General features: G+C 43.3%; 28 protein-coding genes. 3 read left to right on the forward strand and 25 right to left on the reverse strand.

Annotation, left to right across the window (positions count from 1 at the left end):
* Window positions 1-10: 10 nt before the first annotated feature.
* Both ACXAH6_RS06750 and ACXAH6_RS06755 read right to left on the reverse strand, forming a co-directional pair.
* The gene (locus tag ACXAH6_RS06750) at window positions 11-322 is read right to left on the reverse strand and encodes a BolA family protein (RefSeq protein WP_474875881.1); all 312 of its coding nucleotides are present in this window, start codon (window positions 320-322) and stop codon (window positions 11-13) included.
* Window positions 319-948, reverse strand: coding sequence for an alpha-ketoglutarate-dependent dioxygenase AlkB family protein (locus ACXAH6_RS06755; RefSeq protein WP_474875882.1), 630 nt, complete (start codon window positions 946-948; stop codon window positions 319-321). The genes ACXAH6_RS06750 and ACXAH6_RS06755 overlap by 4 nt, the downstream gene beginning before the upstream one ends.
* A 66-nt stretch (window positions 949-1,014) precedes the next feature.
* On the opposite strand from ACXAH6_RS06755, the gene ACXAH6_RS06760 reads away from it, so the two are divergent.
* The gene (locus tag ACXAH6_RS06760; protein WP_474875883.1) at window positions 1,015-2,208 is read left to right on the forward strand and encodes a methyltransferase; all 1,194 of its coding nucleotides are present in this window, start codon (window positions 1,015-1,017) and stop codon (window positions 2,206-2,208) included.
* Window positions 2,209-2,218: 10 nt separating this feature from the next.
* A complete protein-coding gene (locus ACXAH6_RS06765) occupies window positions 2,219-2,818 on the forward strand; it encodes a peptidylprolyl isomerase (protein ID WP_474875884.1) in 600 nt (199 codons plus the stop codon).
* 9 nt (window positions 2,819-2,827) lie between these two features.
* On the opposite strand, the gene ACXAH6_RS06770 is transcribed toward ACXAH6_RS06765, so the two are convergent.
* The 3 genes from ACXAH6_RS06770 to ACXAH6_RS06780 are packed head-to-tail and all read right to left on the reverse strand — an operon-like array spanning window position 2,828 to window position 6,481.
* Window positions 2,828-3,349, reverse strand: coding sequence for a GNAT family N-acetyltransferase (locus ACXAH6_RS06770; protein ID WP_474875885.1), 522 nt, complete (start codon window positions 3,347-3,349; stop codon window positions 2,828-2,830).
* Window positions 3,346-4,029 carry a gamma-glutamylcyclotransferase gene (locus ACXAH6_RS06775; RefSeq protein WP_474875886.1) on the reverse strand — a complete coding sequence of 228 codons (684 nt, stop codon included), beginning with the start codon at window positions 4,027-4,029 and terminating at the stop codon, window positions 3,346-3,348. The genes ACXAH6_RS06770 and ACXAH6_RS06775 overlap by 4 nt, the downstream gene beginning before the upstream one ends.
* A 40-nt stretch (window positions 4,030-4,069) precedes the next feature.
* On the reverse strand, window positions 4,070-6,481 hold the full coding sequence (locus ACXAH6_RS06780) for a TonB-dependent receptor (protein WP_474875887.1): 2,412 nt from the start codon (window positions 6,479-6,481) through the stop codon (window positions 4,070-4,072).
* A gap of 217 nt (window positions 6,482-6,698) precedes the next feature.
* Between ACXAH6_RS06780 and ACXAH6_RS06785 the strand changes: the two genes are divergently transcribed.
* A complete protein-coding gene (locus ACXAH6_RS06785) occupies window positions 6,699-7,949 on the forward strand; it encodes a DEAD/DEAH box helicase (RefSeq protein ID WP_474875888.1) in 1,251 nt (416 codons plus the stop codon).
* Between the two features lie 105 nt (window positions 7,950-8,054).
* Here ACXAH6_RS06785 and ACXAH6_RS06790 read toward each other — a convergent pair whose 3' ends face one another.
* The 20 genes from ACXAH6_RS06790 to ACXAH6_RS06885 all read right to left on the reverse strand — a co-directional run bounded on the left by ACXAH6_RS06790 (window position 8,055) and on the right by ACXAH6_RS06885 (window position 21,493).
* A complete protein-coding gene (locus ACXAH6_RS06790) occupies window positions 8,055-8,915 on the reverse strand; it encodes an acyl-CoA thioester hydrolase/BAAT C-terminal domain-containing protein (protein ID WP_474875889.1) in 861 nt (286 codons plus the stop codon).
* Window positions 8,916-8,999: 84 nt separating this feature from the next.
* Window positions 9,000-10,061 carry an NAD(P)H-dependent flavin oxidoreductase gene (locus ACXAH6_RS06795; RefSeq protein ID WP_474875890.1) on the reverse strand — a complete coding sequence of 354 codons (1,062 nt, stop codon included), beginning with the start codon at window positions 10,059-10,061 and terminating at the stop codon, window positions 9,000-9,002.
* Window positions 10,062-10,076: 15 nt separating this feature from the next.
* Entirely contained in the window at window positions 10,077-10,691 is a 615-nt protein-coding gene (locus ACXAH6_RS06800; protein ID WP_474875891.1) for a LysE family translocator, read from the reverse strand.
* A gap of 38 nt (window positions 10,692-10,729) precedes the next feature.
* On the reverse strand, window positions 10,730-11,215 hold the full coding sequence (locus ACXAH6_RS06805) for a GNAT family N-acetyltransferase (protein ID WP_474875892.1): 486 nt from the start codon (window positions 11,213-11,215) through the stop codon (window positions 10,730-10,732).
* A gap of 46 nt (window positions 11,216-11,261) precedes the next feature.
* Window positions 11,262-11,477 carry a hypothetical protein gene (locus tag ACXAH6_RS06810; RefSeq protein WP_474875893.1) on the reverse strand — a complete coding sequence of 72 codons (216 nt, stop codon included), beginning with the start codon at window positions 11,475-11,477 and terminating at the stop codon, window positions 11,262-11,264.
* 145 nt (window positions 11,478-11,622) lie between these two features.
* On the reverse strand, window positions 11,623-12,411 hold the full coding sequence (locus ACXAH6_RS06815) for a DUF2071 domain-containing protein (protein WP_474875894.1): 789 nt from the start codon (window positions 12,409-12,411) through the stop codon (window positions 11,623-11,625).
* Between the two features lie 217 nt (window positions 12,412-12,628).
* A complete protein-coding gene (locus ACXAH6_RS06820; protein WP_474875895.1) occupies window positions 12,629-12,898 on the reverse strand; it encodes a hypothetical protein in 270 nt (89 codons plus the stop codon).
* A gap of 139 nt (window positions 12,899-13,037) precedes the next feature.
* Window positions 13,038-13,481, reverse strand: a complete 444-nt coding sequence (locus tag ACXAH6_RS06825; protein ID WP_474875896.1) for a hypothetical protein — start codon at window positions 13,479-13,481, stop codon at window positions 13,038-13,040.
* Window positions 13,482-13,662: 181 nt separating this feature from the next.
* On the reverse strand, window positions 13,663-14,076 hold the full coding sequence (locus ACXAH6_RS06830; protein WP_474875897.1) for a GNAT family N-acetyltransferase: 414 nt from the start codon (window positions 14,074-14,076) through the stop codon (window positions 13,663-13,665).
* 366 nt (window positions 14,077-14,442) lie between these two features.
* On the reverse strand, window positions 14,443-15,201 hold the full coding sequence (locus ACXAH6_RS06835; RefSeq protein ID WP_474875898.1) for a hypothetical protein: 759 nt from the start codon (window positions 15,199-15,201) through the stop codon (window positions 14,443-14,445).
* 198 nt (window positions 15,202-15,399) lie between these two features.
* Window positions 15,400-15,990: a hypothetical protein gene (locus ACXAH6_RS06840; protein ID WP_474875899.1), complete on the reverse strand. Its 591-nt coding sequence runs from the start codon at window positions 15,988-15,990 to the stop codon at window positions 15,400-15,402.
* Window positions 15,991-16,005: 15 nt separating this feature from the next.
* On the reverse strand, window positions 16,006-16,509 hold the full coding sequence (locus ACXAH6_RS06845) for a hypothetical protein (protein ID WP_474875900.1): 504 nt from the start codon (window positions 16,507-16,509) through the stop codon (window positions 16,006-16,008).
* Window positions 16,510-16,607: 98 nt separating this feature from the next.
* On the reverse strand, window positions 16,608-16,952 hold the full coding sequence (locus tag ACXAH6_RS06850; protein WP_474875901.1) for a hypothetical protein: 345 nt from the start codon (window positions 16,950-16,952) through the stop codon (window positions 16,608-16,610).
* 191 nt (window positions 16,953-17,143) lie between these two features.
* Window positions 17,144-17,395 carry a hypothetical protein gene (locus ACXAH6_RS06855; protein WP_474875902.1) on the reverse strand — a complete coding sequence of 84 codons (252 nt, stop codon included), beginning with the start codon at window positions 17,393-17,395 and terminating at the stop codon, window positions 17,144-17,146.
* Between the two features lie 208 nt (window positions 17,396-17,603).
* Window positions 17,604-18,005 carry a hypothetical protein gene (locus ACXAH6_RS06860; protein WP_474875903.1) on the reverse strand — a complete coding sequence of 134 codons (402 nt, stop codon included), beginning with the start codon at window positions 18,003-18,005 and terminating at the stop codon, window positions 17,604-17,606.
* Between the two features lie 798 nt (window positions 18,006-18,803).
* Complete coding sequence (locus tag ACXAH6_RS06865; protein WP_474875904.1) at window positions 18,804-19,049, reverse strand: hypothetical protein; 246 nt, start codon at window positions 19,047-19,049, stop codon at window positions 18,804-18,806.
* A gap of 112 nt (window positions 19,050-19,161) precedes the next feature.
* Window positions 19,162-19,653 (reverse strand): arsinothricin resistance N-acetyltransferase ArsN1 family B, encoded by a 492-nt coding sequence (locus tag ACXAH6_RS06870; protein ID WP_474875905.1) that lies wholly within the window; start codon window positions 19,651-19,653, stop codon window positions 19,162-19,164.
* A gap of 114 nt (window positions 19,654-19,767) precedes the next feature.
* Window positions 19,768-20,346 carry a CPBP family intramembrane glutamic endopeptidase gene (locus ACXAH6_RS06875; RefSeq protein ID WP_474875906.1) on the reverse strand — a complete coding sequence of 193 codons (579 nt, stop codon included), beginning with the start codon at window positions 20,344-20,346 and terminating at the stop codon, window positions 19,768-19,770.
* A gap of 105 nt (window positions 20,347-20,451) precedes the next feature.
* Complete coding sequence (locus ACXAH6_RS06880; RefSeq protein WP_474875907.1) at window positions 20,452-20,865, reverse strand: hypothetical protein; 414 nt, start codon at window positions 20,863-20,865, stop codon at window positions 20,452-20,454.
* Window positions 20,866-20,986: 121 nt separating this feature from the next.
* A complete protein-coding gene (locus ACXAH6_RS06885) occupies window positions 20,987-21,493 on the reverse strand; it encodes a P-loop nucleotide/nucleoside kinase family protein (protein ID WP_474875908.1) in 507 nt (168 codons plus the stop codon).
* Between the last annotated feature and the right edge of the window lie 45 nt (window positions 21,494-21,538).

Here is a 21,538-nt window from a genome sequence, read left to right on the forward strand (position 1 = left end):
GGTGTAAATACTACTTCTCGCCACCCATACAATTTGGCGAAGCAACAATTTCACCACCTCGCGCAACCCACTCTTCGGGTGTGTAAGTATGCAACGCAAGCGCATGAACCGACCCCGCCAGTGCTTCTGCGGCAAGCGCGTTGACTTCACGATGACGTGCAATAAGGCGCTTTCCTTCAAAGGCGTCACTCACCACTGTCACTTTAAAATGGCTCTGCGCACCATCAGGCACATTGTGACGATGGCTTTCATCTTCAATTTGCAAGAACGCAGGGGCTAACGCTTGGGTAATTTGCTCAGTTAAAAAGGCATGCACATTCATAAAACTAAATTCGGGCGTATCAATCGAAAGGTGAGGTTGATTCTACCACCAATTGGCTTTTTGGTTTTACTCAATCCATGAAAATAATAACGCTGTGTGTCACCCGCCATCACCAATAAACTGCCCGGCTCTAGGTCGAAATGATAACTGGCCTTGGTGGCTTTGTGTTTAAAGGTAAAACGTCGTATTTGCCCCAAACTCACTGAGGCAATCACAGGGCGCGCGCCAAGTTCCGGTTCATCGTCGGCATGTAAGCCCATACCGTCTTGACCGTCGCGATACCAGTTGGCCAAAACGCAATTAAACTTAGCCTTGGTTATGGTTTCGCAGCCATGTTTTAACTTGCTCAGTACCTCTGACCAAGGCTGTGGCGTCATGGTCAAGTTTGAATAGGTATATTCGCACTCAGGGTCACCGTGCCATGACTGTAATCTGGGGATGGCGACTTGTTTGCCGTATAAAGTGATGTGATCTTGCCGCCACGGCAGAGTTTTCGCTAGCTCATCATAATAAGTACAAGCCTCAGACTCATTAAGCCACCGTGGATAATAATAAACATCCCCATCGGGCAGTGGCAGAGGAATTCGGGTATACTCTTGGTTTGTATTAAAAAGTGAATATTGCATTGCGACGTTACGGGTAAAAACCTCTGTAAATGGCGTGGTGATCATTGTGGAGTATATCGCTGGGCTATGACAAATACCCAATTTTCATTATTGGATAAAACCTTTTCTTTGGTTCGCTATCCACCACAGCATCAACATAAAAGCCTACAAGCTTGGGACAGTGCAGATGAACTGCTGATTACCCATGTAGAGGCCGAGATTAATGACGATGCCAAACAACGCCTACTTATCATGAATGATGAGTTTGGCGCGCTTGGTTGTTGGTTTGCGCCCTTGTCTCCCACTTGGGTCACAGACTCGCACATTGCCAACCTATCGTTAAAAACGAATCTGACTGAAAACGGGATCAACTGGGTAAGTAATATTGAAGGGGCGCTATCATCTCCGTTAACAACGTTAACCAGTGCAGAGCCGCTACCTGAATCACCCACGTTAGTGCTGATTAAAATCCCTCGAGCATTGGCATTGCTTGAACAGCAACTGGTAGATATTGCCGAGGTCATGACACCTGACACGCAAATTATTGCCAGTGCCAAGGTCAAAAGCATTACTAAAAACGTACTTGCTCTGTTCGAAAAATACATTGGTGAAACCAAAACCTCGTTGGCGGCGAAAAAGTCACGCTTGGTTTTTGCCACTCCCGACGTAAACAAGTGCAAAAAAGCCGTGACCTCGCCATACCCCACCACCTGGCAAGCACGCATAACAACCGGTGATAATGTTACCGTAACCAACGATGCAAATGTGTTTTCACGCCAGTCGTTAGATATTGGCGCGCGATTTATGCTCGAACACATGCAGGTAAAAGCCAAAGAAAAGGTCATCGACCTAGGCTGCGGCAATGGTGTACTAGGGTTAAGTGCACTGGCCTTAGCCCCAGACTGTGAAGTGACCTTTGTAGATGAATCTTACATGGCGCTCAATTCCGCCAAGCGCAATGTATCTTTGGCATTCCCCGAACAGTTGTCACAATGCCAATTTGTACCGAGCAACTGCTTGGAGTCACTCATTGAAAACGACGCGCCCAAGGTTAACCGTATTTTGTGTAACCCACCGTTCCACCAGCAAAATACCATCACCGATCACATTGCTTGGCAAATGTTTCACGACAGCCGAGAAATGCTGCAAAAAGGCGGGCATCTCGTGGTAGTTGCCAATCGCCATTTAGATTACTTTGCCAAGCTAAAACGTTTATTTGGTGGCGTTACCTTGATCGCCAGTCAGAATAAGTTTGTAATACTCAGCGCAGCAAAAAGATAAGGATACTGATATGTTACGTTCTGCATTACTGGCTTTGGTATTGATTACCGGTGTGGCTCAAGCCGCAAAGCCAGTTGAAGACGGGTCTCAAATTCAGCCCGACAATTATTACCCACGAGTGAAGCTCGAAACCACCATGGGTGACATTGTGGTAGAGCTTGATCGTCGCCGCGCGCCCATTACCACTAATAACTTCCTGCGTTATGTCGACAAACGGCAATACGAAGACACGGTATTTCACCGTATTATCCCCGGCTTTGTTGTGCAAGGTGGCGGTTATAACGAAGAATACGAAGACTTACCTAACTTCCCTGAAATCTACAACGAATCAGGTAACGGCTTAAAGAACGAGTTGTACACGATTGCCATGGCTCGTCAAAATGACCCTCACACGGCAACCCGTCAGTTCTATTTCAACATGAACGACAACGAGAGTTTAGACCCCGGCCGCAACTGGGGTTATGCGGTGTTTGGTATGGTGATTGAAGGTACTGAAGTGCTGGATAAAATGTCAGAAGTCGAAACCGAATACAAAGCCTTGTTAGGCATGCCCGACGCACCAATCGAAAACATCATCTTGAAAAAAGCGACGGTACTGCCGCCGCTTTAAGTAACCAGGTTACTGCTCAGGCGTATAAGCCACACGTTTAAGATACAAACGCTGTGGCTTTTCTATGCCACTCCAGTACAACTGCCCTACCGACTCAAAATTGAGTTTGTCTAAAAGCTGTCGAGAAGCCATATTTTCAGCATCTGAGACGGCGCCGATCACCGGAGAAATACCCTTTTCCACCGCCCATGCCATCACTCGTTCAGACGCTTCTAACGCATAGCCTTTACCTCGGCCCTGCGGCAAAAAAGCAAACCCCAGGTCTGGATATTGCAAAAAAGGGCGCTGAAACAAGCCACACAACCCAATAGGTGCGCCCTCTTCTTCCAAAGTGACGGCCATTGGACCAATGTGGTGAGTTGCCAAGCTCTCTCTGGCGTTATTGATATATTCAAGGGCATCCTGCTGGGTATTAATACCGCGATCACCAATAAAGCGGAGCCAATCTTTGTCGTGAGTCAAACGGATAATAAACGCTGCGTCTGTTTGTTGAAGTGGCCGCAGGCACAAGCGTGATGAGTACAAATTCATAAATAAGCGTCCATTAAGGCATCGATAATATGCAGGTGTTCGTCAGATACTCGACCGGCTCTGGGGTAGTTGGGCGCAGCGCGGTCATTTACCCTTGGGTGAGACCACCCTGTTGTTGAAGTGATAAACGCTTTCGCCGCTTCTTCTCCGCCTTGCTCTAAACACCCCGCCAAACAGGTATCAATGTAAGTTTGACTAACGGGGTGATTTTCATCGGCAGGAACCAATGCAAGGGTTTCGCACAACCATATGCGTCGTGATTGCAAACCCTGACGTAACGCCTGCTCGCTCGCGGTGGGCAAAGCAAATACCAACTGGTCTAACGGCACCTCAACAAATTGATAATCGCGCTCGCGTTGTTGTAGCGAAGGGTTTAGTTCAACGGGGATCAATTGGGCATTGAGTGTGGCATTTGCCTTGGGCTTTGCTCCCACATAAGTTTGTTTTTCTTGGATAGAGCGCGTTACCCAGCCGCGTTCAAACCCCTTCACCGTAACAGGAATACCTTGATGTGGAATAGCTGAATGAGTCAGGCGGCTGTCGGCATTTAACAAACTGCCATACCCGAGTAAAAAATGAAAAGCGCCAGCTTCAGAAAGCCAGCGCTCGATATCAGAAACGTGCATCATCTGCGCTAACAACACAACTTCAATAGCTCGACATGCTGTCAGTATAGCCAAAGCCAAGCGGCTTTGGCTATCGCAGTGATTAGTGGGGTAATTAGAACAGTGTTCTTACACCCAATGCAAAGTTACGGCCCGGTAACGGGGCTTTATCTTTTACAAACGAAGTATGCACACGCGCTTCTTCGTCAGTCAGGTTTTCACCTTTCAGATAAATCACCCAATCCAGTCCTGCCGCATTCGCTTCGTATTGGATATTAGCATTCACCAAGGTGTAGCCATCTGTTGCTGTTTCGTTTGGTGCAACTTTTGTTTGATCATCATACCAAACAGCCCCTAACTCACCACTCCAATTATCATTGGTGTAATTTACTTTGGAGCCAAAACGCATTGGTGGGGTACGTGGTAAATCTTGGTTCTCTAGCTTAGCACGCGTATAATCGCCATAAAAAGTAACACGCCAGTTTGTATTTAAATCAACAAAAGTCTCAGCCTCAAAGCCATAAATATCTGCATCACTTTGCTGGAAGTAGTAAACCGGTAAACCAGCAGAACTATGCTCGTGTTCTTCTTCCGCTTCTTCTTCCTCTTCGTGCTCTTCTTCAGCAGTGATTAAACCAGTATTACTCTGGTAGATATAATTATCTGCTTGGTTATAGAACAAGGAAAATGAATATCCCCAGTCACCAGTAAATTTTCGGAAAGTAATGTCTAAGTTATTCGACACTTCTTCTTCAACCGAATTCAATGTTTCACTAATTTCACCGTCTTCATCAAGGTCGTACACCAAGCCCAATTCAAAGGTTTGTGTAGCAACGTGCGTACCCGCAGACAATAGTTCTTGTTGGCTAGGGCCACGCTCTGAATGAGACAATGTCATCGCAACAGAGTAACCTGGAGTGTATTCCCAGTTGAAACCCGCCGAATAAGACACATTGGTGAAGCTGTACTCATCAAAGTCAAAGTTCAGCGTGTGTTCTTCGTGGTCTTCTTCTTCATGATCGTGATCTTCTTCTTCGTCGTGATCAACGTGAAGGTCGATGCTCATGCCATCCGCATCATACGTGTTGCGCTCAATACGCCCACCTAACTCAACGGTAACATCACCAAACTTTTTCTGTTCCACTAAGAACAACGCCAGCATGTCTGAATCTGTATTCGGCGAGAAGGCTTCCTCACCATCGGCTTCATACTCACCTTGGTTTGCCTGAACACCAACAACACCGTGCCAGCCACCAAAATCTTCATGGGTAGCCGCCAAACGGAAGTCTGTAGAGTCGTTTTTAAAAATAGTTCCGACTTCGTCACCCTCAAGTTCTACGTGCTCGTAGTTAGTATGAGCTGCGGCGACTTTAATAGACGAAAGCCCCTCAAACGGAGAATTCCACTCGCCAGCAATCTGATAGCGAGTCATATCAACATCTAAGCTGGTACCCGCTTCCTCTTCATGCTCTTCTTCTTCGTACTCTTCCTCTTCTTCCTCATGTTCATGAGAATGACCAGGCACGCCGTATAAATTGTCTAGCTTTTCTACCGAGAAGCCGAAAAACCCGTCATCTCCCACATAAGACAATCCCGCCGTTAAATCTGTCGTATCAATGGCGCTGTTTTCTAATGTGCCTGGGCCTTCATCACCGTCTGGTTCTGCTTCTGCATATCCGGGAATATCAATATCATCGGTTTTGCGCTTATAACCATCGAAGTGATAAGCAATTTTTCCACTGCCGCCGGTTACGTCGATATTGGCAAACTTGCCATTATCAACTGTGCTGTATTGAAGTTGAGCTTCACCTTCTACTTCTTCAGGAACAGTTTGCGGAATACGCTTGTCTACCACGTTAACCACACCGCCGATAGCACCGCTACCATACTGCAACGTTGCAGGGCCGCGCAGTACTTCAACTTGTGTCGCACTCGACGTATTGGTGGCTACGTTATGGTCTGGACCAACACGAGATACGTCTGAGACATCAAGGCTGTTTTGCACAATCTTCACACGAGGACCATCGTTACCGCGAATAACCGGGCTGGATGAAACCGGACCAAAGTAAGAACTATGCACGCCAGGAGTAGACTTGAGCGTTTCACCCAAAGTTGCTTGCTGCAATTTTTTAAGTTGCTCTGCACCGATAACAGTTACTGGAGTAACAGACTCGAGTACCGAAGTATCCATCGCATTTGCAGTAATTTGAATATTTTCTATCGTTGATGATTGTAAAACAAAATCGACGGTAATCTTGTCTTCTGCTACATCACCTAAGTCGTTATCACCGTGAATATGCGCGGCCGAATAAACGTGAAGGTGAATGTGGGGATTTTGAATATCTTTAATGACATAGTTGCCATTTTCGTCAGTAATAGCAACGAGTCTTGAACCTTCAACTCGTACTTCAGCACCGCTGACTGGGTTACCTTTTTCGTCAGTAATATTGCCGGAAACCGTTGAAGCAAAAGCCTGCGCACTGCCAAGCACAGAGAGTATCGAAGCAGTCAATAATGGTAATTTCATAAAGCTTGCTGTGTTGAGGTTGATTAACTTTGTGATGTTATAACATTTTTAAGCAAACATTGACTAAAGTCAACGGCAACTGACCGATGGCAAGTTGCAACTGGTCGATGGAGGAAAACCGCAAACCAAGTACCCGAATACCCGCACAAGGCCACCGACTTTCGCCCAATCAGTGATACAATCACGGTGTTTTCACTCTTTTTTGCGGTACTGGTTTATGCACTTTTCTTCTTTGGGTCTTCACGCTGATCTACTCACTTTGCTTGATACCTTGGGCTATGACGCCCCAACGCCAATTCAGCAAACGGCGATCCCTGAAGTATTGGCCGGCCATGATGTGATGGCAGGCGCACAAACCGGTACCGGCAAAACCGCGGCTTTTGCGTTACCGCTTATTCAGCGAATGATAACTTCCCCTAGTGAAAACCGTTCCCTGCGTGCACTGGTATTAACGCCAACCCGTGAACTGGCGCAACAAGTGCACCAGAGCTTTGTCACCTACAGCAAGGGGGTGAACGTGAAAGCCGTTGTGGCCTATGGCGGTGCGAGTATTAACCCACAAATCGACGCGCTAGAAGCTGGGTGTGATGTGTTAATCGCAACACCAGGGCGGTTGTTAGAATTAGCGTTCAAAGAAATCATCGACCTCAGCACCATTGAAACACTGGTACTGGATGAAGCTGACCGTATGCTAGACATGGGCTTTATTATCGATATCAAGCGTATACTCAAGCAGCTACCTGACTCGCGCCAAACCTTGTTTTTCTCTGCCACCTTTAACGATGACATTTTCGCGTTGAGCAAAGAAATGCTCAATACGCCAAAACTGATTGAAGTAGCAGCGCGCAACGCTACAGCAACCAAAATTGAGCAGCGGATTTACGAGGTCGATAACAAACGCAAAGCCGCCTTATTGGCGTACCTTATTGGCTCAAAAAACTGGCAGCAAGTACTGATTTTCACCCGTACGAAACAAGCGGTAGATGAATTGGTAAAAGAACTCGAAAAAGACGGCATTAGCGCTGCGGGTGTGCATGGCGACAAATCTCAAGGCGCACGAGACAGAGGCTTAGCGTCATTTAAATCCAATGAAGTGCGTGCGTTAGTTGCAACAGACGTAGCCGCCCGAGGCTTAGACATTGAACAACTGCAATACGTAGTAAACTATGAACTCCCATATAATGCCGAAGACTATATTCACCGCATTGGACGCACAGGGCGCGCAGGTCAGGCAGGCTTAGCGGTGTCGCTGGTCGCAAATAAAGAAAAGTACTTACTTGAAGAAATTGAAAAACTCACCGGTGAACATTTTATTCCCCAATGGGTAGAAGGGTTTGAACCAAATCCTATGGATCAGGATGAGGCTGGCGGCAGTAAACGAAAGCCATCGAAAAAAGCACAGCGAGCAAAAGCATTAGGGCAAGGTGGGAATAACAAAGCCAAACGCGGGAAACCACGCAGACGGTAAGTTTTCACAAAAGTAAACGGCGGTGCAATCTGCATTAACTGATGCATCGCCAGAACAAGGCGCTAACAACGAGTAGTCGCCCCTTTCACACCATAATTAATTCAACTAATCCGTGTGACTCGCCGCCTTGAACAATTGTTCGATAAAGGTTTTATTCATCTCGGTTCCTTTGTTGAGAAAACGATAATTCAACAAATGATCAGCGCCTTTGTAATTAATATGCTCACACTGCCCTGTGTGTTTTTTATTAATTTTAGTGCATATTTCATCTGCCATTTGCGGTGAAGGCCAAATTTCATCATTCTCACCAGTCATTAGCAAAAGCGGTGCTTGAATATTCTCAATCGCAATATCTGCCGCCCCATTATCGGTTCGGTTTTCTAATGATTGGCTGTAAAGGTCGAGTAAACCGTGCACTTCCCTTGTAGGTCTAAAAGGAATAAAAGGAAGATCTTGGCCGTTTTCGGTCCAACTCGATTTAGGCACTTTCGTCCAATCTTTTAGAATGCCCGCCCACACCGCTGAGCTTGGTGCAATGGCAATAACCTGCTGGATATTTTTACTTCTCGACGCAAGTATCAAGGCTAATTCAGCCCCCTTAGACCAACCCACAACAATGAACTTATCGGGGTCGACACCTTGCTGTTTTTGCAACCATGATACGGCGTGATCAAAGTACTCTAAAGGTATTTGCTCTAACTCTGCGGGCAACCCTTCGGCTTTAAAGTAGGCTAACGCCAAGGTGGGAAAGCCTGCTTCAGCAATAGGTTTTGCTAATTTTTCAGGGACCCCTCCTCCGGAACCACCCAGTACCAATACTCCCATTTTTTTGTCGTGGGAAGTTTGCCCGTAATACGTACCTACAAAACCAAATTTATCAAAAGCCAGTGACGTTGTTGACGCAAACAATTGAAAACTAACGGGCAATAACGCCATCAAAATAAGCGGGATTAATCGGCTCAACATCTAAAACATCCATGTGTTGTAAAGGAAAGTGATTTGAAGATTAACTCAATGTGTCTATCTTCTCATTGATGATAACTTAACCTATCACGCTCCATCGTTGCAACTGTATACGTGGAAACCGGCTAAGTCTTTAGTTAGCTGTGAGGCAGACATCTCTTTGCATCCACTCACATTTTGCCCTGCCCATAATGGTGAAAAGTCACCGCTGCCAAGACTCTCCGCCTTCGCCCGCAACGGCGCTAAAGACGCAGAAGCGAGAGGAAAAGGAGGTGCCAAAGGGCTGATTGGTCCAAGCTCTCGCATCAACCGGTTAACAATGCCACGAGCCAAACCGCCACTGAATAAATTTGTTAACGCCGTCTCTCGTGCCGCATCACTTTTCAGCGCCGCCCGATGTACTGGGGTTGTCGTGGCTTCGTCACACAATAAATAGGCGGTACCAATTTGCACCGCACTTGCTCCGAGGGTTAACGCCGCAGCCACACCCTTGGCGTCAGCAATACCTCCGGCAGCAATCACTGGCACATTAACCGCATCAACTATTTGCGAGACCAATGCGAAGGTACCTATCTGAGTGGTCGCCTCTTTTGATAAAAAGAATCCACGGTGTCCGCCCGCTTCACTCCCCTGCGCAATGATAGCGTCAATCCCATGTGCTTCGAGCCAAATTGCCTCGTCTACAGTGGTGGCCGTTGACAATATTTTGCTCCCCCAGCTTCGCACACGCTCAAGTAATGCTGGCGCGGGTAAGCCGAAATGAAAACTCACAACAGGGGGCTTAAATTCTTCCAATACGCTAGCCATTTCATCACTAAAAGGTTGCCGTCCCATTTGAGGTTTTATGGTATCAGTATGCATGCCTAACTCAGCAAAATAGGGCGAGAGCGTTTCTTGCCATTTTTGCTCTATGACTTGGTTAGGCGTCGGTGGCACATGACAGAAAAAGTTGACGTTGTAAGGTTTAGTGGTTTGACGCGTGATCACAGATAAAGCTTGGTGCAACGCTTCTGCATTGAGCATAGCGCAGGGCAGTGAGCCAAGGCCACCAGCATTAGAAACGGCAAGAGTAAGCGCGTGGCCTTGTACACCAGCCATAGGCGCTTGAATAATAGGTAAATCTATACCGAGTAGCGTTTGAATACTCATTTAAAGCCCGAGTTATCAGCGTTCGCTTAACGCAAGCTTTAGCCCGAGAGCCGCGAAGCTCGCGGCGAATACCCTTTGCATCGCAATGGTTGCCGCCTTCGAATTTACAATGAATTGGCTAAAGCTGCCCGACAACACACCATACACCACAAAAACAGAGAATGTCATTAGCATGAATACTCCGCCTAAAACGAGCATATACACCAGTGCATTTGCCGCTTCCACAGGTATAAATTGTGGCAGGAATGCTAGAAAAAATATTGAAAGCTTGGGGTTAAGAATATTGAGTAAAAACCCTTTGAGCGCAATACGTGTGTAACTGTCGCGTTCGCCCTCATCGTTGATCGATAGCGGAGACGACGACTTCCACATCTGCCAAGCCAGATACAGCAAATAGATCACGCCTAAATATTTTACTATTTGAAAAGCAATCGCACTGGCATGAAACAAAGCGGCTAACCCTAATGCGCTTGCCAACAAAGCAGGAATAACCCCAAGAGTACAACCGAAGGCTGCCACTAAACTGGCTCGCTTGCCTTTAAAAAGCCCTGTTGCAACCGTGTATAACACACCCGTGCCGGGAATAAGTACAACCACCAATGACGTGACTAAAAATTCGAACGATATCATTGCTAAGTCCTTTTAAACCGTTTGTTTAATCAAAATGCCTAGCTGAGTGACTTTTGCCAAAAAACAGCCGTGCCAGCGGATGGGTCTAGCTCATAGCTGCTAAAGCCAAACTTTTGGTATGCTGCTTTAGCAACATGGTTATTGCTCAACACCTCAAGGGTAATTTTACAACAGCCTCGGCTCTTGGCGACAGACTCTACTTTTTCGAGTAATTTTTGACTCAGCCCTAACCCCCTATAATCCTTGAGAACACATATGTCATGTACGTTTATAAGAGGCTTGCATGAAAAAGTTGAAAACCCTTCAAAGCAATTAGTTAATGCCGCAGGTGTTCCGTCAACATAAATTAATACGCTAAACGCATGGGGAATGTTTGCGAGTTCTCGCGCCAAGTTGTCGCACGTGTTCGCTGTAAGAGGTTCCCCACCGCCCATTGGATCACAAGCGTATTCATTTAATAAATAGACAAGATCTTTGGCGTGCTGTTCATTTTTGTAATCAACTTTTACTATCTCAATATTCACAGGGCAAGGTTTCCTTAGGCTCATAATGCTTGCAGAGGGAGTGGGGTTATTCACCATGCAAGGCTGTTAAGACTTCTTCTTTGTAAACAAGTCCGTCCTCGATATTCCCTTCGATATCAATAAACTTCTCGCTTGGTGCGTTGTATTTAATATGTTCCGTTTGAGAAGCGCATCCCGTTAACGCAAGCGCGAAAACGATACCGATAAACACCTCCATCGAATAACAAGAGAGCATGCGGAACAACCTCAGCTCTTTGTACACTCTATTTTCCCGACGTATACTTATAGTGTTAATTTTCTCATTCCGTCATGAATTTATGTTGGATTTCCTTGGGCTACACGTTGTAACAAGGTAAGCAACAGCGAGGCTAGAACCACATTTTGTTAAATCATCGCAGGTGAAACCTTTACCTTAAAATGCTGGGAGGCAGATATATGGTAAATTCATTCATTGGCTCGATTAATACGCTATACGGCGTTTGTTGCTCTGTACTTTTAACAATACCAAGATCAGAAAGAAGCTTGAAATCAGCTGATTTTAGCTTGGCAGGTTTCACAACGAGTTCTTTATGCCACACTCGATATGTACCTAGTTTATTATCTCTTCTATGATAAAAACCCGCTAATGGATGAGTGAGATAAACCAACGCCGACTCTACATCAGGGAAACCTGGAAATTCGAATGAATCAGATTCAGATTGAACCAACTCTACCGACGCTGCAGCCCACTCAGACTCGGTTTCCATGTGGTATTTTTCATATAAGCCATTAACTTCACTAAAAATACAGTCAAAATGCACTCTACCAGCATACCAAGGAAGTTGCCAAAGGAACCTTGGTACTACGAGTGTCCAAGAGTCTAAAGTAGTACCTAGAAACCATACGCACCGCTCACCCGTTTCAGTATCAATGACATATATCCGATAGTTCGTTTGACCCATTGTAAATTTTGGAAATGGAAACACCGCGGAGGTAAAGTCAACGTCGATAAATGGCACCACAGAAATAAGCCCCATCTCTTTACCATTGATATCAACGGTGTCTAATTGAAACCGTTCAGGGAACAGGCCTTGGAATCGCTCAGAAGGAACTGCATATGTGATAATCGCGAAATGTTTCAAGCTACATACAACATCTATCCCTTTTGGTTCAGGCCTTTCTACGAGATAGTCTTTTAGTTTTCTTGATTCTTGCACAATCCCCCCTCGAAATTTAACCCGCTAATGTAAATAATCGCATGAGATTATCATTCACTATACCTGCTTTTCTCCCAAGCATACCTTCGACGTAATTCTTCTTTAAAAACCTGCCCCCTAGGAGAGATACTCTAAGAACAAGAAAAGATAGCAATAGTATGGCCAATATGAGCTTAGCTAGGTGTCGCTCACTTCCTAGGGGGTTTGCTAAGCACTGTTACATATCTAATTGAATTGAAATTAATAATGCTGAAATTAAAAGAGTCAAAATCGGAAAAATTAGATGTAGCTTTTTTTCCCTTTCTTTAAGCAAACTACCAAACGCTAGTCCAGTACCAATGCAAAACCAGCCAAACATAGTTCCCCATTCAAATATCTCAAGAAATCCTACTTCAGTACTGTTATAAACCAAACTTAATAGAGGAAAGCTTAATACAACTATTACCGATAAAATGCCTAAAATTGGTTTCGATCCTGTTTTTTCCATTTTTTACTTCCTTAAATTTAATATCAAAATAATAGTTTTGTAGAGATATACACCCTAACTTTTCCTTTTGGCCTAGTTAGCGGAAAAAAAGATTTTTGGGGTTAAATTCTTTCCAATAACGTCTATGGCACATTAAACACTACAGTTTTCTGAGCCCTCCATTAAATGATTCAACATCTTCAAGTATTTCTAGGTCATTCACAGAACCTGACGTTTTTAATCGGCAGGTCCAACTCTCGAATAAATTCATCACTGTGCGCCTTTCTTGAATAGGCCAACCAGCTAAATTCGCATATTCAAGCTTTGAAAGAAATAGCCCGAAGTCATACGGCGCATTCCAATAGTCTGTAATATACAACTCGAATATTCTAGGTAAGAAGTGTTTGAAATCGTCGACATCACCAAACGTCGTCATTGATTTAAAGATGAAAATTTGAAGGTCATCCCAAGAAAGTAAATTCAAAGCTTTTGAATGAAGGCCTGAGTCAGCGCCTGCTAACTCACAGTGCGGGCACCCCTCAATCTTCGACTTCAAAGGATACCGGTTAAATTGTAGATAAATATCTTGAAATTCAACGCTCAACCCACTCTCCCTTTACAATACCGTGCTCAAATACCGTGCTCATAAATATCAGATTCCTGTATCAGCCATTGGTCGTCTACTTGAAGCTCAATACTGTTACCCAATGGCCAAAAAAGTACACATAAACAAGAGCATTAACAACTCGCTTAGCGCAAAAATACAAGTGCTTCAAATACAGATGTTACAAAAGCTCTTCTAAATCAGTCATTGTCCACGCACTGTTATGCTGTTTGAAACCGGCTTTTGGGTAGTATTCAGTTGCTTGGGGGGCTGATAATAAAATTAATTTACACCCTTTTTTAAGGCTGGCGAAGGTCTGTCTGAGCAACTCTTTACCAATGCCCTTCGATTGAAAATGCTCAGAAACAGCGAGATCTGATAGATAGCAACAATAATGGAAATCGGTCACAGAACGGGCAACACCTACAAGTTGCTCCCCGACCCAAGCCGACACAAGCAAATCAGCCTGCGCCAACATCCCTCTGATACATTCGGGATCATCTATTGGGCGCCTTGCTCCGAGCGTGGTCTGGTTTAGTAATTCAATAAACTGCTCTGAAGTAATTGCACGATTTACACAATATTCAATTTCCATTTAGACTTCTCATTCAAAAGCGAAAAACAACGGCAGTATGAAAAAACACGACAAGATAAGTCGCGCTTGTATTTCATTTTTAATCATAAAACATCCTTATTTTGACCACGTGACTATAACGTTTGTACCACTGGCTGACGCAATTTAAGTGTTTATAAACTAACACGTTTAGTATATTTAGCGAGCACCCAGTACCTACTTAAAGCGCATACCTTTTAAATGTTGGAGACAAAAGGCTTGCCCTAATATGCAGATGTTAGTTGAGCTGACAATGCTTTTGCGCTTAATCGTGTCTTATGCACAAATCATAGCCGCAACGCCCAAGATATTGAAAGCTAACATTGGAAGAGTAAGAGAATAACAGCGTTAATTTTTCAAATACTTATCCAGCGATTTTTGAAGTTGACCATTAAACTTATCGTACTTCTGACAGCCAGCACCGCCAAGTAACCAAACTGAGGCACCACGCGAGATAGGGTCAAGGAGGTCGGTTTCTGTAACCGTCATACACGAACCATCCACCATAATTGTTTTTTCATTTGGTCCAGACTCTGACAACACGATAATCCCTGATCCCGGAGGGGCGAAGTCGGCACTTTGCGCTTTTAATCGCTCATTAGTACTTAGCTTTCTTGAATTATCGATGAGCGGTTTAGGCTGATAGTACTCTTGAACAGCTTGCTGTGATAACACATTAAGCTTTTTGGAATTGAGCTCCGCAATGTATTTTGCGGAATTGCTCAATATCGTGGGGGTTTTGTTCAAACTAGCCGAGGCATTGTTCTGCAACGATGGTTGTTCCGTTTGATAGTTTTGTATGGCGTGTTCGTCAATATCGTCAATCGGTCTTGTTACTGGTAAAGGCTGATTTTGAACTGGCGTAGCCTGTTCTATCTCGTTCGGCTCTTCTACTGACGAAGGCGTAATAGTATTCTCTGGTGTAACTAAACTAGGCTCGCTAACGCTTGGTTTAAGCACTAGAGGCTTTGTGTACAAGTAACTTTGTCTACTTGCCCGTTGTTCAACTTTCTTAGGGTGTGGTGAAGCGATGGCAATAATTAAAGTAATGATCGCCATATGAATAAAAACGGAGATAACAAAAGGTTTTATGTTGTTGAGTCGCATCCTTCGCCAAACACAAAAACATCCATGTATTGCCAGTTAAGAACACAACAACGAGTGCAAGTTCATACAAAGTGCTATTAGCTAATTTGAGTATATTTAGCGCAATTGAAATGATAACGCGTCAAAATGTAGTTCTGTTTGTATCCTGACCAGAGAGATTACTGCACTATACCTCTGGAATATGTTCTCGTTACATAGCTATGCGGCTAGCACCTTGTTTATTTGCTTAACGATATTGTCGCGTGCATTTTGCTTTTTAAAAACTGTTGGTATATGCAATAAAAAGCTAGCCCACTTAAAATTTTCAGTTTTTCTTTCATTGGAAGCAATGTAATCACGGAGGTCTACCGCCGACTCGCGATTAAATGCCCAAAGTACTTCACCTTTGTAACTGAATGAATAATAAGCATCTTGAGGCCATTGTAGAATATAAGGTTTTCTTGTTAAGCAATGGCTACAATAAAATGCACCTATATCAAGGCCATGACTTCTGGTTAGGTACTGAGAGTGAGACCAATTTTCGGGGGAATAACCGTCAGGTAAGCAAGTGATAGCGTTAATCGAACCACCGTGCAAATTAGCAAAATAAATAGCGCCATGCCATTTATGGCCGCAACTATCCTTAAATATTGAGTATTCAAAGATGTCACTTTGCTCGAAAAATGGGATATCTTTTTTCCGTGCAATTTTGACAACCTCGGCAAACTCGAACACACAATGCCCACTGCAAGCAGGACATTTAATGTCTACTTTGTGAGGCATGGGGTTCCAATCATATGTGCCAGTCATCTCACTTCCTTTAAGCTACAACGCTTCGTTAGGCTTGATTTCCAGCCTTGGGATAGAATCGTCTCCCACGATGACGGAGTAGATAAAACCATTTTTAAATTCGATTCGATTAAGTTTTATATACTCTTCGGCTGACCCCAAGTAACTATCCCATGTTCCATTGTTATCTAGGTCTATGAGTATCAGCCAATCATGCACACCAGTGTTAACTGGTACCGACACTCGTTCGAAACTACTTATTCCTGACTTTACAATGTATTGTTCGTATTCGGAAATATCGTATACCGGCTCATTATAAGACCACCCTTCTTTTACGACAGTTGTAATATCAGCTTCACTTACCGCTATTCCCCAGCGAACTTCCTGTGCATATTTATCCCATTTTCTCATATCCGTTTTCGCTATGAATTCAATTACAGGACCAATTTCACTTTCGTTAACTTCGGTAGGCTTGTCTTTTAAACCAGCTCCACATCCTACAAGGAGCGAGATTAATACTAGATGTATAAAATATTTCATCGATTCCTCATTAAGCCTAACGTCAAGGCTATTAGGGGCGAAAATACATGGGGTATAACAGCGAAGGGGAACATATGGATCACGACTTAAACGCTTTGTTAGTGTGCTGATTTAGTCCAACATAAGAACTTTGCATTACCCGTGCTGTTCATGCCCTTGAGTTCAAACCCAGATAGAAGCTGAAGCCTCTCAATTAATTCGACACATCCTTTTGAACCAAGTGGAAAAGAGCAGACTTCATTATCAGAAGACAATACAAACCACACATCTGCCCCCCAAGGGCCAGTATCATTCGTATGCACTTCAACTGAATCTAATTTGTTCCAAAACACCATTTCAATTTGTCCATCAGGATAACTAGTAATAATCTGATTCTCATCGAATGTGACGATTATCGTTTCTTCCCAATGCGCCGGTTGTTTTTTGGTAAAGGGCCAAATCATATTTTGCTCGCTAACACCCCGCTTAGGGGCAAAAATGCATTAGTAATAATCACGAACGAAGCGATGGAGCCTGCGTATTTTAGCCCCAGCAAGTGTAGGGGCATAATGTCAAGCCGCCCGCGTATTTGCGTCCTAGCAAACGCTGTAAATATACTGGTCAACTTGTTATATACGTACCGAAAAACCTGACTCTAATCGTTATCTTCATCGGAGCTAAATAAACTTCGGAAAAGAGCTGTAAGTGCACCAGATATTGTGTCTTCTACAAAGTCTTCTTTATGATTAGGTTTTTCCCGATACTTATTGTTTAATTCTTCCTTGCGTCTTGATTCAGCGCTGGAACTGGCCCCATCAAGAAAATCCCTTGCAGCTTTGTCGGAAGTTGATGCGCAGCCAATTAAAAAGGTACATAACAGCAGAGCCACTATTAGTTTAATCTTCATAATATCCTTTTCCTAAAAAGTGTATAACACGTTCAACACAAAGCTCACTGAATACTAAAAATGCCACACGTTGTAAGTCATTCCAAAATGAAATTATAAACAACGGATAAATTTTTCACTAATCATCCTTGTTTTAAAGCTCTGGTTTGGCGGCGTAAACGCGTGAGCTATACTGCGAAACAGCCCACGTATTTGTGACCACAACATTTTATTTGTCAAAATTCGCAACTCGCCTTTTTAGCATAAAAAATCCTGAGATTGCGATAATAACAACTTGCGCTAGAACTGCTGGCAAGACAATAAACAAATCGACTCTGATGTTAACATCCTTGGGTAGAGACATTTCCAAAATCAACCAACTACCGAGCATTAGTACAAACAAAGCCGCCGAGTAAAGAAAGAGTTGATAGCTCTTCTTTGAAAATGCCGGTTTTCCTAATCTAGCTATTATGAGGATGACGAGTGAAATGATTGGAATAACACAAATGAAAGCAAACGAAACTAGGTAAACAGTCCTCCACGGTTGCTCACCAATATCTTCGGGAATTCCGATTTGAGCATTACAGCCAGCCAATAACAATCCAAGAACCAAAACGAATAGTGTTTTCAATTAAAACCTTCCATGTTTACGTGATTTCTAAGACCCACATAAGGGGCAATTACACCAAGGAAATAAACCCCTGGATGAAAAATGGTTACCGAATGTAAATAACAATAAGACATATAAATACACATGAGTACCAAACCGAGAATCCAGACATACTTTGGTGATACCAAATATTCTAAAAAGTCTTCTATTTTGTTGAGTAAATAAGTCCCTTTCATTTCCCAACTTCCTTTTGGTATTTAGCGCACGCAACCGGGGCAATTTGTACTGGCGATTTTTGGCATAAGTTGGCGAAGCCATGCCAAAAAGTGCAACGGAAAATTGCCCCTGAACTTATTCATATTTACCAGAAACCTAAGATTGCTTATAAATTTTAATTGGCATTCCATTTTCGTTTCTAATTACCTTTTGGGTTTTATTTTTCTCTAATGAAGATTTCCATTCAGGTTTTACAACGAGGTAGTAATAAACAATAAACCCTAGCCAAGATAAGAAAAAGGCCATCAAAAACCAAATAACCTTATTATTACCAGAAGCTTTTTTTGAGACTAATGCAAGGACCCAAGGAAGGATATTCAGAATAAAAAGTAGTAGTAATATTACAAGCACATAAAGCATGTTCTTAAAAAATCCTTTTCTAATTCAATTCATTAAAGTACATAACACCACGCTTGGGGCAAAAAATACGTGGGCTAAAATATCGAGCGAAGCGAGGACAGCCCACGTGTGTTTTCCCCTACACACCCCGCGTGTATGCGTCCGGCACCCACGGTGCCGGACTTAATTGGCCTGCTGACTGCACTAAACGCCACAATCTACTACTTTTGTTGTTTCTATTTTTTTACCGCTACTATCAGTTTCAACTGTTTTAATAGTGTAATTAGTAACAGTGATCTCTCCGCCAGATTCATTAATATCGTTAAATCTGGAGCAATAATCTGAAGTTTCTTTTTCAAGTTGAACAAACTTTGAACTTGGCTGCGATGAACAACCTAGTAACATTACTGAAAAAGAAACACTTAAAATGCAGATAATACTTAATTTCATTACATATCCTTGTATTACTAACGCCAAGCTACGGGACATAAACGCGTGGGGTATAACAGCACAGCCGCCCGCGTGTACGCGTCCCAGCGAACGCAGTGAATTGATTGGGTTGTTAGGTGCGCAGTTTCAACTGCCAATACCCGACATCCAACCATTTACCAAATTTAAAGCCCACATTGCTAAAGTGAGCAACTTTTTCCATGCCCAGTTTCTCGTGCAATGCGACACTGGCAAGATTTGGTAGCGTAATGCCACCAATTACTGAATTTACTTCTAGTAAATTCAACCTTTTAAGCAGCTCCTTGTAAAGAAGTGTGCCATAACCTTTACCATGATGCTCTTCGGAAACGTAAACGGAAGATTCTACAGAAAACCTGTATGCGGCTCTCTCTTTCCATTTGGTAGCGTACGCATAACCGACAATAGAACCACTGATTTCTATAACGACCCAAGGAAGATTGGTACTACGTGATTTTTCTACTCTATTTTGAATATCGGTGATTGTAACGGTCGTTTCTTCAAACGTAATAGAGGTATTTGAAACATAATGATTATAAATGTTTGCAATACTCTCATAATCTTCAGCCCGAACTTGCCTGATCAATTCATACTCCTTATGTCAATTAACCCGCCTTGCTGAAGGGCAAAATACGTGGGCTATAATTACGAGCGAAGCGAGGCAGCCCACGTGTTTTTGTCCCAGCCCGCCCACGTGCGTCTACAGCGGTTTGTTATATGCCAGACTTAAACAAAACACAGTCCAATTACCAACTAAATGCGCAATTATTGGCATAAAAACACCTTGGTATTTAACCCTGAGATATACGAAAATAATGCCTGAGACGCAATTAAACACTAACGCTATTATCGAGTTACTCATATGCATCAATGTAAAAAGCAATACAGATGCAATTATTGCGATACTTTGATTGTATTTAGCAACGACAGTATCAAATAGAAATCCCCTGAAAAACAACTCTTCAGATATAGACACCAAGCTAACAGCAAAAAATAAATAAATTGATGCAAGAATAGTTTGTTCGGGTGGGTTGAAATCTAAAACCGCCAAAATAATTAGCGATTTATAAACGACCATGCTTACTATGACTATTAACGTCGTCTTGGCAGCCCTATCCCCAAGTTGGATTTTTCGTTTCTGAAGCAAGCAACCGATTGAAGCCGAAGTAACTAAACTTACGCCATGCAAGAACATAGAAGATAGTTCGCTAGAAACAAAACTCTCTAACGAAATAACCAAAAAGCAATAAACAACAATACTTAATAAAAGATACAGCACCTAAGCCACTCCTTTGGCATATAACACCCCGCTTAGGGGAAAAAACATGTGGGCATAATAGCGAAGCGCCGCTGCGTTACTGCCACAGTGAACAGAGTGAACGAGCTAAGCCCCTTGTTTGGTGCGTTGCACATACGGCCACCCAGACTCGCCACGTTTGATTTTGAATTTTGCATCACTTTGCAAAAAACATTTCGAACTAAATTTTGAGAAATCGGCGTTATTTCTCCTAACTCCATAATAATCAGATACTTGACTGTTCTCAACCGTAACTAGAAGAGTTATACCTTCATCCACTGCAATACCACTAAATTCTTCAATATCGAATTCAAATCCAAGTGTTTGCACTGCGCTTTCGTTATTACTATAAGGACCAATAAAGCAGACTTTTTCCCAATCGCCCATCAATTCTTTAGAAAGATCGATTTCAGGTTTTGACGTGTCGAATCGCTTGAAATGAGATGACTCAGCACAAGAAAGCAATAAGAAAGCTAATACGATAATGAAAACTGATTTCATATTCACGAGCACCTAACGCCCCACTTAGGGGCAAAAATATGTGGGCTATAATAACGAGCGAAGCGAGGACAGCACACGTGTTTTTGTCCCAGCACGCCCCGCGTGCGTCTACAGCGGTTTGTTATGTTTCACTGCTTCTACGAAGTAAATCACTCAGCTCCTTTTTACTTTGTTCAGGTGTTTTTCCCGCAGTGTCGATGACAATACGTACTGTTTCCCACGAATGATAATCTCTTGAAGTCACACTTTCCCACGACGGAAGCAAAAGATTAGGAATATCCGTTTGCCTTGTTTCGACGCGCTCTTTGTGTTCATTTTCATTTGAGCAAATGACTTCGATTTCTGTGAAGGGTGATGAGGCCTTATTTGCAACGCTTATCCACGCTTCACGGGATTCTAAAACTGGATTGGTTGAGTCTGCTACTACAGAAAGACCGTTTTTTAGGTTCTCTAACGCAATAGCAAAAGCAATCTTATAGCCCTCGTCATACAACTTTTTAAATCCAAAGTTTTTCAATTCCTGTTCGATAGTGTCGATGCGAATATGCACTGCACCCAATGAGGAAGATAAATACTTTGAAAGTTCAGTTTTTCCTGTCGCTGGCAGACCGCCAAGTATGTACAACATAAAGATTCCTCCCTGAAACATAACGCCCCGCGTGCGTCTACAGCG

Source organism: Alteromonas sp. ABE4_545 (assembly GCF_056161325.1).

What these genes read in the sequence shown, in the direction of transcription:
- ACXAH6_RS06750 (WP_474875881.1), bottom strand. Translation starts at nt 322, where the DNA reads ATGAATGTGCATGCCTTTTTAACTGAGCAAATTACCCAAGCGTTAGCC.
- ACXAH6_RS06755 (WP_474875882.1), bottom strand. Translation starts at nt 948, where the DNA reads ATGCAATATTCACTTTTTAATACAAACCAAGAGTATACCCGAATTCCT.
- ACXAH6_RS06760 (WP_474875883.1), top strand. Translation starts at nt 1,015, where the DNA reads ATGACAAATACCCAATTTTCATTATTGGATAAAACCTTTTCTTTGGTT.
- ACXAH6_RS06765 (WP_474875884.1), top strand. Translation starts at nt 2,219, where the DNA reads ATGTTACGTTCTGCATTACTGGCTTTGGTATTGATTACCGGTGTGGCT.
- ACXAH6_RS06770 (WP_474875885.1), bottom strand. Translation starts at nt 3,349, where the DNA reads ATGAATTTGTACTCATCACGCTTGTGCCTGCGGCCACTTCAACAAACA.
- ACXAH6_RS06780 (WP_474875887.1), bottom strand. Translation starts at nt 6,481, where the DNA reads ATGAAATTACCATTATTGACTGCTTCGATACTCTCTGTGCTTGGCAGT.
- ACXAH6_RS06785 (WP_474875888.1), top strand. Translation starts at nt 6,699, where the DNA reads ATGCACTTTTCTTCTTTGGGTCTTCACGCTGATCTACTCACTTTGCTT.
- ACXAH6_RS06790 (WP_474875889.1), bottom strand. Translation starts at nt 8,915, where the DNA reads ATGTTGAGCCGATTAATCCCGCTTATTTTGATGGCGTTATTGCCCGTT.
- ACXAH6_RS06795 (WP_474875890.1), bottom strand. Translation starts at nt 10,061, where the DNA reads ATGAGTATTCAAACGCTACTCGGTATAGATTTACCTATTATTCAAGCG.
- ACXAH6_RS06800 (WP_474875891.1), bottom strand. Translation starts at nt 10,691, where the DNA reads ATGATATCGTTCGAATTTTTAGTCACGTCATTGGTGGTTGTACTTATT.
- ACXAH6_RS06820 (WP_474875895.1), bottom strand. Translation starts at nt 12,898, where the DNA reads ATGGAAAAAACAGGATCGAAACCAATTTTAGGCATTTTATCGGTAATA.
- ACXAH6_RS06830 (WP_474875897.1), bottom strand. Translation starts at nt 14,076, where the DNA reads ATGGAAATTGAATATTGTGTAAATCGTGCAATTACTTCAGAGCAGTTT.
- ACXAH6_RS06835 (WP_474875898.1), bottom strand. Translation starts at nt 15,201, where the DNA reads ATGCGACTCAACAACATAAAACCTTTTGTTATCTCCGTTTTTATTCAT.
- ACXAH6_RS06840 (WP_474875899.1), bottom strand. Translation starts at nt 15,990, where the DNA reads ATGACTGGCACATATGATTGGAACCCCATGCCTCACAAAGTAGACATT.
- ACXAH6_RS06845 (WP_474875900.1), bottom strand. Translation starts at nt 16,509, where the DNA reads ATGAAATATTTTATACATCTAGTATTAATCTCGCTCCTTGTAGGATGT.
- ACXAH6_RS06850 (WP_474875901.1), bottom strand. Translation starts at nt 16,952, where the DNA reads ATGATTTGGCCCTTTACCAAAAAACAACCGGCGCATTGGGAAGAAACG.
- ACXAH6_RS06855 (WP_474875902.1), bottom strand. Translation starts at nt 17,395, where the DNA reads ATGAAGATTAAACTAATAGTGGCTCTGCTGTTATGTACCTTTTTAATT.
- ACXAH6_RS06865 (WP_474875904.1), bottom strand. Translation starts at nt 19,049, where the DNA reads ATGAAATTAAGTATTATCTGCATTTTAAGTGTTTCTTTTTCAGTAATG.
- ACXAH6_RS06880 (WP_474875907.1), bottom strand. Translation starts at nt 20,865, where the DNA reads ATGAAATCAGTTTTCATTATCGTATTAGCTTTCTTATTGCTTTCTTGT.
- ACXAH6_RS06885 (WP_474875908.1), bottom strand. Translation starts at nt 21,493, where the DNA reads ATGTTGTACATACTTGGCGGTCTGCCAGCGACAGGAAAAACTGAACTT.